This is a genomic window from Flavobacterium chilense, from assembly GCF_001602525.1.
Lineage (GTDB): Bacteria > Bacteroidota > Bacteroidia > Flavobacteriales > Flavobacteriaceae > Flavobacterium > Flavobacterium chilense.
The window spans coordinates 767,033-780,847 of record NZ_LSYT01000001.1 but is presented as its reverse complement, the minus strand read 5'-3'; the positions used below and the strand labels follow the sequence as shown (position 1 = coordinate 780,847).

The 13,815-nt window shown below is 35.7% G+C and carries 9 protein-coding genes; 7 read left to right on the top strand and 2 right to left on the bottom strand.

Going from position 1 to position 13,815, the window contains the following annotated elements; all coding sequences use genetic code 11:
• Positions 1 to 24: 24 nt before the first annotated feature.
• The 7 genes from A4F88_RS03250 to A4F88_RS03220 all read left to right on the top strand — a co-directional run bounded on the left by A4F88_RS03250 (position 25) and on the right by A4F88_RS03220 (position 10,786).
• Positions 25 to 2,481 carry a TonB-dependent receptor domain-containing protein gene (locus tag A4F88_RS03250; RefSeq protein ID WP_068841079.1) on the top strand — a complete coding sequence of 819 codons (2,457 nt, stop codon included), beginning with the start codon at positions 25 to 27 and terminating at the stop codon, positions 2,479 to 2,481.
• 106 nt (positions 2,482 to 2,587) lie between these two features.
• Positions 2,588 to 3,595 (top strand): YncE family protein, encoded by a 1,008-nt coding sequence (locus A4F88_RS03245; RefSeq protein ID WP_068841078.1) that lies wholly within the window; start codon positions 2,588 to 2,590, stop codon positions 3,593 to 3,595.
• 27 nt (positions 3,596 to 3,622) lie between these two features.
• Positions 3,623 to 4,858, top strand: coding sequence for a TolC family protein (locus A4F88_RS03240; RefSeq protein WP_162268780.1), 1,236 nt, complete (start codon positions 3,623 to 3,625; stop codon positions 4,856 to 4,858).
• Positions 4,827 to 5,777, top strand: a complete 951-nt coding sequence (locus A4F88_RS03235; RefSeq protein WP_082815686.1) for an efflux RND transporter periplasmic adaptor subunit — start codon at positions 4,827 to 4,829, stop codon at positions 5,775 to 5,777. The genes A4F88_RS03240 and A4F88_RS03235 overlap by 32 nt, the downstream gene beginning before the upstream one ends.
• Before the next feature lie 4 nt (positions 5,778 to 5,781).
• Positions 5,782 to 8,829 carry an efflux RND transporter permease subunit gene (locus A4F88_RS03230; protein WP_068841076.1) on the top strand — a complete coding sequence of 1,016 codons (3,048 nt, stop codon included), beginning with the start codon at positions 5,782 to 5,784 and terminating at the stop codon, positions 8,827 to 8,829.
• Between the two features lie 57 nt (positions 8,830 to 8,886).
• Entirely contained in the window at positions 8,887 to 9,642 is a 756-nt protein-coding gene (locus A4F88_RS03225) for a phosphatase PAP2 family protein (protein WP_068841075.1), read from the top strand.
• An 82-nt stretch (positions 9,643 to 9,724) separates the two neighbouring features.
• Positions 9,725 to 10,786 (top strand): glycosyltransferase family 9 protein, encoded by a 1,062-nt coding sequence (locus A4F88_RS03220; RefSeq protein ID WP_068841074.1) that lies wholly within the window; start codon positions 9,725 to 9,727, stop codon positions 10,784 to 10,786.
• A 175-nt stretch (positions 10,787 to 10,961) separates the two neighbouring features.
• On the opposite strand, the gene A4F88_RS03215 is transcribed toward A4F88_RS03220, so the two are convergent.
• Both A4F88_RS03215 and A4F88_RS03210 read right to left on the bottom strand, forming a co-directional pair.
• Positions 10,962 to 13,373: a TonB-dependent receptor gene (locus A4F88_RS03215; protein ID WP_068841455.1), complete on the bottom strand. Its 2,412-nt coding sequence runs from the start codon at positions 13,371 to 13,373 to the stop codon at positions 10,962 to 10,964.
• A gap of 10 nt (positions 13,374 to 13,383) precedes the next feature.
• Positions 13,384 to 13,812: a PepSY-like domain-containing protein gene (locus A4F88_RS03210; RefSeq protein ID WP_068841073.1), complete on the bottom strand. Its 429-nt coding sequence runs from the start codon at positions 13,810 to 13,812 to the stop codon at positions 13,384 to 13,386.
• Positions 13,813 to 13,815 lie beyond the last annotated feature (3 nt).

Below are 13,815 nucleotides of genomic sequence, written 5' to 3'. Positions count from 1 at the left end.
ATTTTGGGGTCATAAATTTTTGATATGCGCTATTTTATTCTGGTTTTTATTTTCTCGTTCTCTATTGCAGTTTCTGCACAATCATCAAATACAAAAGGTAAAATCACTGGTAAAGTGATCGATTCCGAAAGCAAACTTCCCATAGAAATGGCAATCGTAAGCGTTTACCGTGTGGGAGAAAACAAAGTATTAAATGGTCAGGCTACTGATCAGAATGGAGTGTTCACAATTGATAATCTTCAGATGGGAGAGTATCGCATTACTATTGATTTTATTAGCTATAAAGAGATTGTATACAATGCTGTAAAAGTTAATAATGCAGCAGGTTTAACAAATTTGGGAAACATTCTGCTTGTTCCTTCCTCCAATCAATTAGATGAAGTAAAGATCGTTTCAAAGACCCAAACCGTTCAAAATAAAATTGATAAAATGGTATATAATACCGCCAATGATCTTACCAGCCAGGGTGGTGTTGCTACTGATGTTTTGAAAAATGTTCCTATGGTAAGCGTCGATATTGACGGAAATGTAGAATTACAGGGAAATCCTAATATTCGTTTTTTAATCAACGGAAAACCTTCGAGTATATTTGGTGCCAGTGTTTTGGATGCCTTACAATCTATACCGGCAAGCCAGATTAAAAGTATAGAGGTTATTACCAGTCCGGGAGCCAAATATGATGCCGCAGGAACAGGCGGAATTATCAATATTGTGCTGAAAGAAAGCAAAGTTCAGGGAATCAACAGCAGTATCAACTTATCTGCAGGAACCCGATTAGAGAATGGTTCTTTTAACTTAAATGCCCGTAAAGGAAATTTTGGTGTTGGAGTTTATTTTAGCGGCAACAAACAGCTAAATACAAAAACAAAAAGCTCAAGTGACCGTATTTCATACAATGCGGCAAGAGATACTATCAACAGATTGTATCAAAACGGGGTGAGTCCTTTTACCAGAAGTGGTTATCAGACCGGTATAAATGCAAACTGGAGTATTAGCCCAAAAGATGAATTAACCGCTACTTTAGGCTACAATCATTTTGAGAACAATTCATCAGGAATGACATTGCAGGATCAACTTTCATCTTTGTCTAATGGAACAATTTTATCAGAAGTGATCAGTGAAAGAAATTCAGTGAGTAATTTTAAAAATAATGCTACAGACTGGAGTTTAGGTTATAAAAAGACCTTTGAAAGAGAAGATCAGGAATTGAATTTTCTGGTGACTTCAAGTTCTGGTAAAAGTACAAATGATGCTTCTCAGCAAACCGTTTTTCAAAATGATGTTTCACCTGTTTCGGGGTTAAGAAGCTATAATCCGGGACAAGATCATCAAATAGACTTCTCTCTCGATTTTGTGCGCCCAATAGCCAAAGGATTTACGCTCGAAATGGGTTCTAAAGTTTCATTGGAAAAAATTGACAATCAGGTGGTGACGGATACTCTGGCACTAAATGGTTCGTATGTCAATAATCAGGGACAAACATATGGTTTTCAGTACAAACGAAACATATATTCGGCTTATTTATCTACTTCTTTCACTTTATTTAAAAACTTTTTAGAAGGAAGAGCAGGACTTCGATACGAGCGTACCAATACCACTGCTGATTTTGTTGGTATTGCTATTCCGGGTTATGATACTTTTGCACCATCTTTTACGGTTCAGCATAAATTTAGCGATAATCAGTCGGTAAAATTTTCTTATAGTTACCGTATCGAAAGACCGGATTATGAGGAGCTGAATCCATTCTTTAACATTAGTGACCCTCATAATATCAGTACTGGAAATCCTTTTTTAAAACCTGAAATCGGAAATCGTTTTGAATTGGGATACAGTAAAACATTTGCAAATAATGCGAATATTTACTTCTCAGGCTATTACCGCCGAAATACAGATGATATCCAGAGTTTTACCACGTTTCATCCGGTACTGGATGTCAACGGAACAGAGTATACAGATGTTACCCTGACACAACGTTACAATGTGGGAACTCAAACTGATATTGGTGCCAGTATATTTGGTTCGGTTAAACTCGATGATAAACTCAATATCAGAACCACTCTCGAGTTTGGAGACAGAACGACCACTAATCCTGCTTTACCTACAGTGAGCGGTTTTAATTACAGAGCAAATTTAAATTTAAGTTACCAGTTTGCGCCTTCTCTAATGGGAGAGATTTTTGGAAATTACCGATCTTCCCAGAAAAACCTGCAAGGAAACCGACCTGCTTCATTTTTCTACAATATGGCAATAAGAAAGCAGTTCTTGCATAAAGCGGCAAGTTTGGGTATTACAATGGCTAACCCTTTTAATAAATATATGAGCCAAAAATCTACCCGATATGGCGATAGTTTTAATCAAATTAATATTAAGGATATTCCTGTTCAGTCTTTTGGGATTTCTTTCAGCTACAAATTTGGAAAACTGGAATTTAAAAAAGGAGATTCGGATAATAATAATGAACCGCAACAGCCTACAATTTAATTCAAAACAGAGCATTGCTTAATACAATATTAAGAATTGTAAGGGTTTAATTCAGAATTAATTCAGGATTGAGATTCAACTTTGTATAGAATTTAAACCGCTTATTATGAAATATTTATCAGTGCTTTTGTTTTTGTTCTTCGTTCCTTTTTTGAAGGCTCAAAATATAAAATTATCCCATGAAATTAAGGTCGAAGGAAATCTGGGATGGGATTATTTATCTGTTGATGAAGTGGCGCAAAGACTATTTGTTTCTCATGGAAATGTGGTGAATGTTATCGATCTAAAAACGGAGAAAGTTATAGCTACAATACCTGATACCAAAGGAGTTCATGGAATTGCCATAGCAAATGATTTAAATAAAGCTTTTATAACTGACGGGGCTGACAATGCTATTTCGATAATTAACTTAAACACTTTTGAACTTATTGAAAAAGTTGTAATTCAGGGAGTAAAACCTGATGCGGTGCTTTACGATAAGTTTTCAAAAAAGGTATTTGCATTTAATGCCAAGAGTAATGATGCTACCGTTTTGGATGCGCTTAGCAATAAAGTTATTAAAACAATTCCACTTGATGGAAAACCTGAATTTTCAGCAACAAATGCTAAAGGATTAGTGTATGTAAATATTGAAGATAAAAATCAAATTAAAGTTATCGACACCGAAAAACTGGAAGTAATACATTCCTGGGATATTTCTCCGGGTGATGAACCTTCAGGATTAGCTTTTGATTTGGTTAATAACAGACTTTTTAGTGTTTGTGGAAATTCAATATTGGTGGTAACGAATGCCGATACCGGAAAAGTAATCACCACATTACCAATAGGAGAAGGATCTGACGGTGTGTTTTTTGATGAAAAAAGAAAGTTGATTTTCAGTTCAAACGGATCAGGAACCTTAACGGTTATTAAACAAAAGGATAAAGATCATTATGCTGTTGTACAAACAGTTAAAACTGTCAAAGGAGCAAGAACTATTACGATGAGTAAAACTACTGGTACATTATATCTTCCAACAGCTAGTTTTGGTAAAGCTCCGGCTCCAACAAATGATAACCCAAATCCACGTGCTCCAATTATTCCGGATTCTTTTAAGATTCTGGTAGTAAAGTAATTTCATATAATTTTTGAAATGCAAAAAATGAAATGGTATCTTTTTTTGATGCTTGTTTTAATAGGTTCCAAATCTTTTTCTCAGGAAAAAGATTTGTCTTACTTCATTGACAAAGCAAGAACAAATTCCCCTTTACTGGCAGATTATCAAAACCAGATTAAGATCTCGACTCTGGATAGTCTCCTAAACAGGGCTTCTTATAAAACTCAGGTTGCAGGAAATTTAAATGCCAATTATGCTCCTGTTATTAACGGTTATGGTTATGATACAGCTTTGAGCAACGGCCAGATGGTTTCGGCTTTAGTAGGGTTTAATCAAAGAATATTAGGCAAAGGTCAAATTAGTTCACAAGCAGAATCGTTTAAGCTAATCAAGGATGCTCTTATCATTAATAAAAAAGTAGCAGTAAAAGATCTGGATAAAAGCATTATCTCGCAATACATCACCGCTTTTGGGACAGAAAAGCAAATGGCTTTTAATAATAAGGTTACCACACTTTTAAAAGAAGAAGAGGTTATTTTAAAAAAGCTGACTAAAAATTCCATCTATAGACAAACAGATTATCTGATTTTTAATGCCACCATAAAACAACAGGAACTTACGGCTCTGCGCTTAAAGCAACAATATCAAAATGATCTCGCGCTTTTAAATTATCTAACAGGAGAAAGAGATACGACACTTGTAAAACTAAAAAGCCCGGATTTAGTAATAAAAGCTGATAAAGAACAGGGGAGTATATTTTTAAAACAGTTCGAAACGGACAGTTTAAAAATCAAAAACGCAGACAAACTCATCGATAACAATTACAAACCAGCGCTTTCTCTATTGGGAGACGCGGGATACAATTCAAGTTTTATCTCTCAGGGATACAAGAATTTCGGTTTTAGTGTGGGAGTTGGGCTCAGTATTCCTATTTATGATGGAAACCAGCGCAATCTTCAGCATCAAAAAAATAGCATGGCGCTGGCAACAAACGAGAGTTATACCCGAAATTTTAAAAGACAGTACGAACAGCAATTGCTTTTGCTTAATCAAAAATTCAATCAGAGTATAGAAACCAATAAGATGTTGCAGTCACAGCTTTCGGTAGCAGAAGCACTTATTGAGGCGAATAAAAAATTATTGCTGAGTGGAGATGCTCAGATTACCGAGTACATTATTGCGCTGAGTAATCTTATTTCGATTCAGGATGCTATCACACAAAATAGCGTAAACAATCTTCAAACTATTAATGAAATCAATTACTGGAAATCCAATGAATAAGAACAAACATAAAACAATGGGATTTTTATTTCTAATGGTACTGTTTTTAGCTTCCTGCAATAAAACGGCGCCAACAGAAGCACCTGTAGAGGTAAGCGTTCCGGTAACGGTAACGCATATCGACACCACAGGAATTGAAAGTTATATTGATTTGAATGCAACAACGGCTTATTTAATCAAAAACACGGTTAAAGCCAATACAACAGGTTATCTGGAACTTGTAAAAGTAACATCAAATGATTTTGTTTCGAATCATCAATTATTGTTTTCATTAAAAACCCGTGAGGCAAAGGTTTTGGGTAATACAATCAATAAAATTGATCCAAGCCTGAATTTTGGTAGCGCTATACAAGTCAGAGCGACCTGCGATGGATTTGTAAATGCCGTAAATGTTCAAAAAGGAGATTATGTTCAGGATGGTGATGTATTGGCAATTATTAATGATGCCAAAAGTTTCTCGATTGTTTTAAGTCTTCCGTATGAACTCAGAAAATTTGTACCTCTCAATAAAATATTAAATGTCTCTTTGCCTGATGGCACTACAGTTCAAACACAAGTAGACAAGTATATGCCCACTGTTGATCCGGCATCGCAAACTCAAAATGTGATTTTAAAAAGTATTAAAGCAGTCAATATCCCGGAAAATTTGATTGTAAAAGTAAGGATTGATAAAACGACTGATAATAAAACAATAAGCCTTCCTAAACAGGCTGTTCTGAGTGATGAGACCCAAACTGATTTTTGGATTATGAAAGTGACGAGCAAAAATCTGGCGGTAAAAGTTCCGGTAAAAAAAGGAATCGAATCTGCCGATAAAATAGAGATACTTTCTCCAAAATTAAAAACCAGTGATCAAATTTTGCTCACCGGAAATTATGGAGTAGGAGATAGCATCAAAATAAAAATCATCAATAAATAAGCTCATGATACCTTTTTTTGCCAGACATAAAAATGGACTCAGCACTATCATCTTCCTGATTTTATTGGGCGGAATATTTTCGTATTCTAAAATGCAGACAGGATTATTTCCTGAGATTACATTTCCGAAAATAAAAATCATTGCAGATGCAGGACAACAGCCCGTAGATAAGATGATGATTACGGTGACGAAACCTCTTGAAACGGCTATAAAAAAAGTGCAGGGACTTCAAGCAGTTCGAAGTACAACAAGCAGAGGAAGCTGTGAGATTTCTGCTTTTATGGACTGGAATGCTGATATTGATCTGAGTAAAACCAGAATTGAGGCTCAGATTAATCAGATAAAAAATGATCTTCCGCCGGATTTACAGGTTACTGTCGAAAAAATGAATCCATCTATTCTGCCCGTGATCGGATATGCTATTAACAGTAAAGAACGTTCTGCAGTAGATTTAAAAAAGATTGCCAATTATACGATAAAACCCTTTCTGTCGCAGATTCAGGGAACAAGTGAAATTCGAATTGTTGGCGGAAAAGAAAAAGAATACTGGTTGTCACTCGATTTTCAAAAAATGAGTGCTTATGGCATTACGCCAGCTATGGTTACGCAGGTTTTTACTGAAACCAATTTTATAAAATCGAATGGTTATCTGGCAGATTATCACCATTTGTATTTAACGATTACTGATGCTCAGCTGGATAAAAAAGATGAACTTGAAAATCTGGTTATTCGAAATAATAGTAAAGGCATTGTTAGATTAAGCGATATCTGTTTGGTAGAAATCAGAGAAGCAAAAGAATATATTAAAGTCAATGCTAATGGTAAAGAAAGTATTCTGATTGCGGTTATAAAACAACCTGATGCCAATCTGATAGAAATGTCGGATGCCATGAATAAAAAGATGACCGATCTTAAAGCAATTCTGCCAAAAGATATTACCATCAAACCTTTTTATGAGCAGGCAAATTTTGTAAATGATGCTGTAAAAAGTGTTACAGACAGTTTGCTTATCGGATTGTTTTTGGCGATTATTATTGCAGTATTGTTTTTAAAATCGGCAAGAGCCAGTGCTACAATTTTAATTACGATTCCGGTTACGCTTTCTTTGACACTTATTGTGTTGTATTTTACAGGTCAGACTTTCAATATCATGACACTCGGCGCGATTGCGGCTGCCTTGGGACTAATTATTGATGACGCCATTGTTGTTGTAGAACAGATTCATCGCACACACGAAGAACATCCGGATGAACCAGCGGTAACATTGCTTCAAAAAGCGATGAAATATTTATTGCCTGCTATGACAGGTTCTTCGATCAGTACCATTGTGATTTTTATTCCTTTTGTTTTAATGAGCGGAGTAGCAGGATCGTATTTTAAAGTTCTGACCGATACGATGATTATTACTTTGATATGTTCTTTTCTCATAACCTGGCTGCTGCTGCCCGTAATTTATTTATGGCTGTCTCCCAAAAAAGCCTTTTTAAGCAAAAAAGAAGATGTCAATCATGAAGTTAAAAAACAAAAATGGGTTTCGTATTTTATCGAGAAACCTGTTTTAAGCATGGTTTTCTGTTTAGTATTATTGCTTTCGATATTTTTAATCCTTCCTAATCTTGAAACAGGATTTTTACCTGAAATGGATGAAGGGAGTATTGTACTGGATTACGAATCGCCACCTGGAACTTCTCTTGAGGAAACAGACCGAATGCTTCAGGAAGTCGAAAAGATCATCATAAAAAATCCCGATGTAGAAGCGTATAGCCGTAGAACAGGAACACAAATGGGCTTTTTTATTACAGAACCTAACACAGGAGATTACCTGATACAATTAAAAAAAGACAGATCAAAAACGACTAATGATGTTATTGATGATATAAGACTGAAAGTTGAAAATAGTCAGCCTGCACTTCGTATTGATTTTGGTCAGGTAATTGGAGATATGCTTGGCGATCTTATGAGTTCGGTTTCGCCTATTGAAGTCAAGATTTATGGAAATGACCAAACTAAATTACATCAAATAGCACACGATGTTGCCACTCTTATTGAAAATACTAAAGGAACTGCCGATGTTTTTGATGGTACAGTATTAGCCGGACCAAGTGTAAATATTGAACCTAATTATTCTTTATTGTCACAATATGGAATAACACCAGCCGATTTACAATTTCAGATGCAGAGTCAGCTGGAAGGAAACATCATAGGTACTTTGCTCGAACAGGAACAATCAACCCCAATTCGTCTTATTTATAAAAACTCGGAGAAACGAAGTCTGGATCAGATGAAACAACTACAGGTTTTTCTTCCCGGAGGGCAGTCTATTCCGCTTTCGAATCTGGTAAAAATAACACCAGAGAAAGGAAGTGCTGAAATCCAGCGAGAAAATCTTCAGATGATGAGTGTCGTTACAGGAAGACTCGACAACAAAGGACTGGGAACTGTTATGGCCGAAATTCAAAAAAACATAAAACAACATATTGTTTTGCCACAAGGCTATTATATCGAATACGGAGGGGCTTACAAAGATCAACAACAAGCCTTTAGCGAGTTGTTGCTAATTTTGGTTACATCGTCACTTTTAGTCTTTGGAGTAATCTTGTTTTTATTCAGGGATTTTAGGGCAGCATTGGTTATTCTTCTTATTTCAGTATTAGGAATTTCCGGAAGTTATTTATTGCTTTTCCTGACCAATGTGCCGCTGAATGTGGGCAGTTATACCGGAATCATTATGATTGTGGGGATTATCAGTGAAAACGCTATTTTTACTTTTCTTCAATTTAAAGAAACCTATAAGCAGACTTTAGATATTAATCAATCCCTGATTTATTCCATTTCTACAAGGCTCAGACCTAAATTAATGACGGCTTTAGGAGCAATTATTGCCCTTATGCCTTTGGCAATTGGAGTAGGAACGGGATCAGAACTTCATCAGCCTTTGGCGATTGCCGTTATTGGTGGTTTCATTGTCGCTATGCCTTTATTGCTTATCGCACTGCCAAGCTTATTGGCTTTCATCTATAAAAATCCTAAACACCTTACTTATTTATTATGAAGCAAAACTACGTTAGTCTGATTGTCAACGTAATATTCATTTCTAAATTTTTCTAAAATGCTTAAAAATTTTTTATTATTCCTCGTCAGCATTACAGCTGTTAATGCGCAAAGTAGTGTGTCCGATTCTATAGTAGTGAAAGATACCGTACAAAATTTGAAGTTCAACTATAAACAATTAATCATCCCGACAGTATTAATTGGTTATGGTTTTATTGGTCTTGAAAGTGATCAGCTTAAGAGTTTTAATACTCAGATCAGGGATGAAGTTAAAGAAGATATCGACAATAAAATTACTATTGACGACTTTTCGCAATATGCTCCCGCAGCTTCTGTTTATGCCCTGAATGCTATGGGAATTGAAGGTAAAAACAATCTTAAAGACCGATCTATAATTTTAGCAACTTCATATCTTATGATGAGTACTACAGTATTTGCATTAAAAAAGATTACTAAGGTAGAAAGGCCGGACGGAACCTCTAACAATTCCTTTCCGTCAGGACATACAGCCAACGCTTTTGCGGGAGCAGAATTTCTTTGGCAGGAATACAAGGATAAATCTATCTGGTACGGAATCAGCGGATATATCGTGGCAACCGGAACCGGATTGTTCAGGATGTACAATAACAGACACTGGCTTACGGATGTTGCTGCAGGAGCCGGAATTGGAATTCTGAGTACAAAAGCGGCATATTGGCTGTTTCCTTATGTAAAAAACACCATTTTCCCATCAAAAGAAAATAAAGTGACCTCTATGATTGCCCCGTTCTATAATGGAAAACAAATGGGAGCAGGAATGGTTGTGCAGTTTTAGTTTTTCGGAATCAGCAATAGAATTCAATAGTAATAATTTTTAAACACCACAGGGCTGATTTCAGTCTTAAAATTTACTGTAAATGAAAGCCTCAAGCAAAGTAAACGATGTTCGGAGAACTACGATGCGTTTTTTAACCAAAAACATTGGATCTTCTCAAAAGAAAGGAACTAAAAGTATAACGGATCCGGCAAGGATAAAACAAATTTTGATTTGCAGGCCAAATGCAAGACTGGGAAATTTGTTGCTTATTACTCCTTTAATTAAAGAAGTCAGCGCAGCTTTTCCTGAAGCCAAAATTGATCTTTTTGTTAAAGGCGGACTCATGCCGGTTATTTTAAAAAATTATAACCAGATTGGTGAGATTATTATACTTCCTAAAAAGCCTTTCAGCAGCCTTTTGACTTATTTGAAAGTCTGGCTAAAAATAAAGCACAAAAAATATGATCTGGCGATAAACGTTGACAAAGATTCTTCTTCAGGCAGACTGGCTGTTGAACTTTCTAAGGCTGCGTTTAAATTTTACGGAGATGATCTCAACGAAAACAGCCTTAAAGCGGATGACTATCTGCATATTGCCAAATATCCGGTTTACAATTTCAGGGAATTTTTGAAAAGTCTTTCTTTAAAGGATACCAATGAACCTATCTCAAAAACAGATCTGAGATTAAGTGATACGGAATTAGCTCAAGGCAGAAAAATTCTTTTGGATAAGTTTAATAACGAAAAGAAAACGATTGCCATTTTTACCTATGCGACAGGCGAAAAATGTTTTTCTGAATTCTGGTGGACGGATTTTTATGAGCTTTTAAAAACAAAATACGAACGCGACTATAATATTCTTGAAATTTTACCGGTCGAAAATGTCTCTCAGATACGATTTAAGGCAACTAGTTTTTACAGTAAAGATATACGCGAAATAGGGGCAGTTTTAGCCAATACAGCTTTATTTATCGGAGCTGATAGTGGTATAATGCATCTGGCCAGTGCTTCACATATACCTACAGTAGGATTATTTTGTGTGACTAATCTTCAAAAATATGAACCTTACGGATATGGTTCTAAAGGTGTTGATACCAATGCTATGGTGAGCAAGAATCAATACATCGTAACTATTGACGAAATTTTACTGGAGAAAGAATAGTTTTTTACTTTTCCATTGTGTAAATTATTTTAACACACAGAAACATAGATTTCGAATGCTTAGCACATAGTTTATCTATGTGAAAGAAAGGTAATTTCTTTTTTTACTCTTTTTTGATCCTAAGGTCTATGTTTCTATGTGTTTAAAAAACAAGTCAATATTCAGAATTGAAAAACTAGAATTTGTAGCTGTATCCGAAACGTATTACTTGTGTTTCGTAATAATCCTTACTGTTATAGCTAAAACCTTCACCTTTTATTTCTCTTTGAATGCTTAATGTATTGAAGATATCTGTAGCATTCAGAAACACTTCGCCTTTGCCTTTTTGTACTGTCTTTTTAATTCCCAGATCAACAGAAAATCGGGAACCAATTTTTCCTTGTGGAATAACATCCGGTGCGAGATAAATAGCAGAAACCTGACCTTTTAAGGTTTTGTTGAACTGCAGGGTATTATTCCATTTTAAATTCCCGGAAACCATTTGCTGGCGTTCTCCGTTATAAATACTCGGGACAGGATATAAGTTCGTAACCGTAAAGGCATCTATGGTATTTTGATACAGGTTTCCGTTGATATTAAACGAGTACCAGGAAGTAATTTCTTTAGAATAAACTGCTTCAATTCCTACTGAACTGCTTTTGTCTGCGTTTTGAAATACATTATAAATCAAAGTACTTCCGGGAACAGTAGTAGCAATACGGGCAATTGTCCCGTTTATGATTCTGTAATAAACTGCTGAAGTAAAATATCCTTTTGGCATGGTGTTTTTATATCCCACTTCAAAAGCGCTTGTAAATTGCGGACGTAGCGCAGGATTTCCAACTTTTATAATTTCGGCATCATCATATTTTGGAAAAATACGAATATCCACTTCGGCAGGTCTGTCTACTCTGCGGTTATAGAAAGCCGTAATTTTGTTTTTATCATCGATTTTATACCCAAAACGCACATTAGGAAAAGGCTCTGTATAATTGTAACCGTTACTTTTATAAGTTGGATGATCCGGATTAACATCATATTGCAGTTTTACATATTCCAGGCGCAATCCAAGTTCAGCTTCAATTTTATCCGTTTCAAAAATATAATTAGAATAAAGAGCAGGAATAATTTCTTTGTAATTTGCCCATCCGCCCGCATTTGCATCAATAGGGGAATTTTGCCCCGGAAAGAATTGCATATTGGTTGGAATTTCGCGGTTTCTGAATTTAAAACCAGTTTCAAATCGGCCATATTTCAAAGGCTTGATATAATCAAGATTAATATCAATTACTTTTTCATCAGATAAGAGCTTAAAAGAATCTTGTCCGGTAAAATCAGGCATTGTATTGGTAAAAAAGTATTTTTCGTCTTCGCGATGATAAGTATAGTTCACTCCGGCATTTAACTTATGTCCCGGCTGGCTGAATTTATGTTCATAAGAAGTACTCGTCATTACCGTTGTTTTAAGCTCATCTTCCAGAAATGACCAAAGTCGCAGCCTTTGAGAATAATCCTGATTAAAGAAAGGCTCGTCGCCGTTGTCTATGATTTTTTCACTTCCGAAAAGTCCGGAAAAAGAAAAACTATTACGATCGTTATAATTCCAGTCTATTCCTGATTTAAGAGTTGTAAAATGAGTATTACGATTTCTCACAGTTTGCTGATTGATTACAGCACCATCATCATAAGTTCGGGTTACGAATTCGTTTTTATTTAATGTTTCTGTATAGAGATAATCCGCCTGAACATAAGCGTTAATCTTTTCCTTGCGATAATTTAGTGAAAGTGACGGATTTATTTTAGGCGTCATCTGGTACTGCGGACGAATATCCGGCAGATTGGCTTTTCGTTCCCAAAGACTTCCATATCCTGAGCTGATTCCTACTTTGCCATTAAAGCCTTCCTGTTTGTTTTTTTTATAAATGATGTTGATGATGCCCGCATTTCCGTTGGCATCAAATTTTGCAGAAGGGTTGTTTATGATTTCGATTTTTTCAATGGCAGATGCCGGAATATTATCAAGACCGGATTGGTTTCCAAAACCAGTCAGGGCAGTTTGTTTTCCGTCGATAAGTACCATTACTTTATCATTGCCGCGCAATTGTACTTTTCCGTCGTGTAGTGTTACACCCGGAAGACTTTGCATAGATTGAAGGACAGAGCCTCCGCTTTGGGTAATATTATCGGCTACAGAAAATACTTTCTTATCCATTTTGCTGCTTATTTCAGCAGTTTTTGAAGTTACGACTACTTCAGATAAAGTATTGATATCTTCTTCGATCTCGATGATATTGAGATCCAGAAAATCAGAGAGAGTGCCTACAAAAAGGTGTTGAGATTTGGTTTTATAACCTACAGCTGTAATTTCCAGCGTATAATTTCCTGATGGTACTGCCGGGATATTAAAACGGCCTTCTTCGTTTGTAACGGTACCGGAGAGCATTTTTTGGTCTTTTGCAGTTTTTAAAACTACATTCACATAAGGAAGTGTCGTTTTTGAGTTCTTATCTTTAATTAATCCTGAGATTGTGGCTGAGTTGTTTTGTGCCGTGACATTGTAAATTTTCATTACAAGAAGCGACAATACAAAAAATATCTTTAATTTCATTTTTATAGTTTTAATCTGCTGTGCTTTTAATATAAGTTCCTTGTTTGTCAAAAATAAGGTCAATAGAAGTTACCTGAGCCTCAAAAGTTACAGTACCGTGGGCATCTGTAATCATGGCTGCTTCTTTAATCTGTTTGTTTTTATATGTTTTTTGAATATAAGCCAAAGCTTTGGCAGGCAGTTTCTTTACGCTGATTTCTTCTTCCGTTTCCAGGATGTTACCATTAGAATCCAAAAGCATGGCGTGTGCAGTTTTACCAATAATAAAACTGGCTTCATAATTTTCTTTTTCCTTTTCCCACTTCACATTGGTCTGATCAGGATAGGATATCAAAAAGGTCGATTTGACGATGTTAGGTACCTCTTTTTCCTTTATTTTTTGCGCTGTGGCAAATAAAGAAAAAAGCAGGGCTAAGCATGTTAGGATTGAATTTTTCATAAG

Bases quoted from the DNA above. Each gene is read 5' to 3' on its own strand.
- A4F88_RS03250 (WP_068841079.1), top strand. From the start codon at position 25: ATGCGCTATTTTATTCTGGTTTTTATTTTCTCGTTCTCTATTGCAGTT.
- A4F88_RS03245 (WP_068841078.1), top strand. From the start codon at position 2,588: ATGAAATATTTATCAGTGCTTTTGTTTTTGTTCTTCGTTCCTTTTTTG.
- A4F88_RS03240 (WP_162268780.1), top strand. From the start codon at position 3,623: ATGAAATGGTATCTTTTTTTGATGCTTGTTTTAATAGGTTCCAAATCT.
- A4F88_RS03235 (WP_082815686.1), top strand. From the start codon at position 4,827: ATGAAATCAATTACTGGAAATCCAATGAATAAGAACAAACATAAAACA.
- A4F88_RS03230 (WP_068841076.1), top strand. From the start codon at position 5,782: ATGATACCTTTTTTTGCCAGACATAAAAATGGACTCAGCACTATCATC.
- A4F88_RS03225 (WP_068841075.1), top strand. From the start codon at position 8,887: ATGCTTAAAAATTTTTTATTATTCCTCGTCAGCATTACAGCTGTTAAT.
- A4F88_RS03220 (WP_068841074.1), top strand. From the start codon at position 9,725: ATGAAAGCCTCAAGCAAAGTAAACGATGTTCGGAGAACTACGATGCGT.
- A4F88_RS03215 (WP_068841455.1), bottom strand. From the start codon at position 13,373: ATGAAATTAAAGATATTTTTTGTATTGTCGCTTCTTGTAATGAAAATT.
- A4F88_RS03210 (WP_068841073.1), bottom strand. From the start codon at position 13,812: ATGAAAAATTCAATCCTAACATGCTTAGCCCTGCTTTTTTCTTTATTT.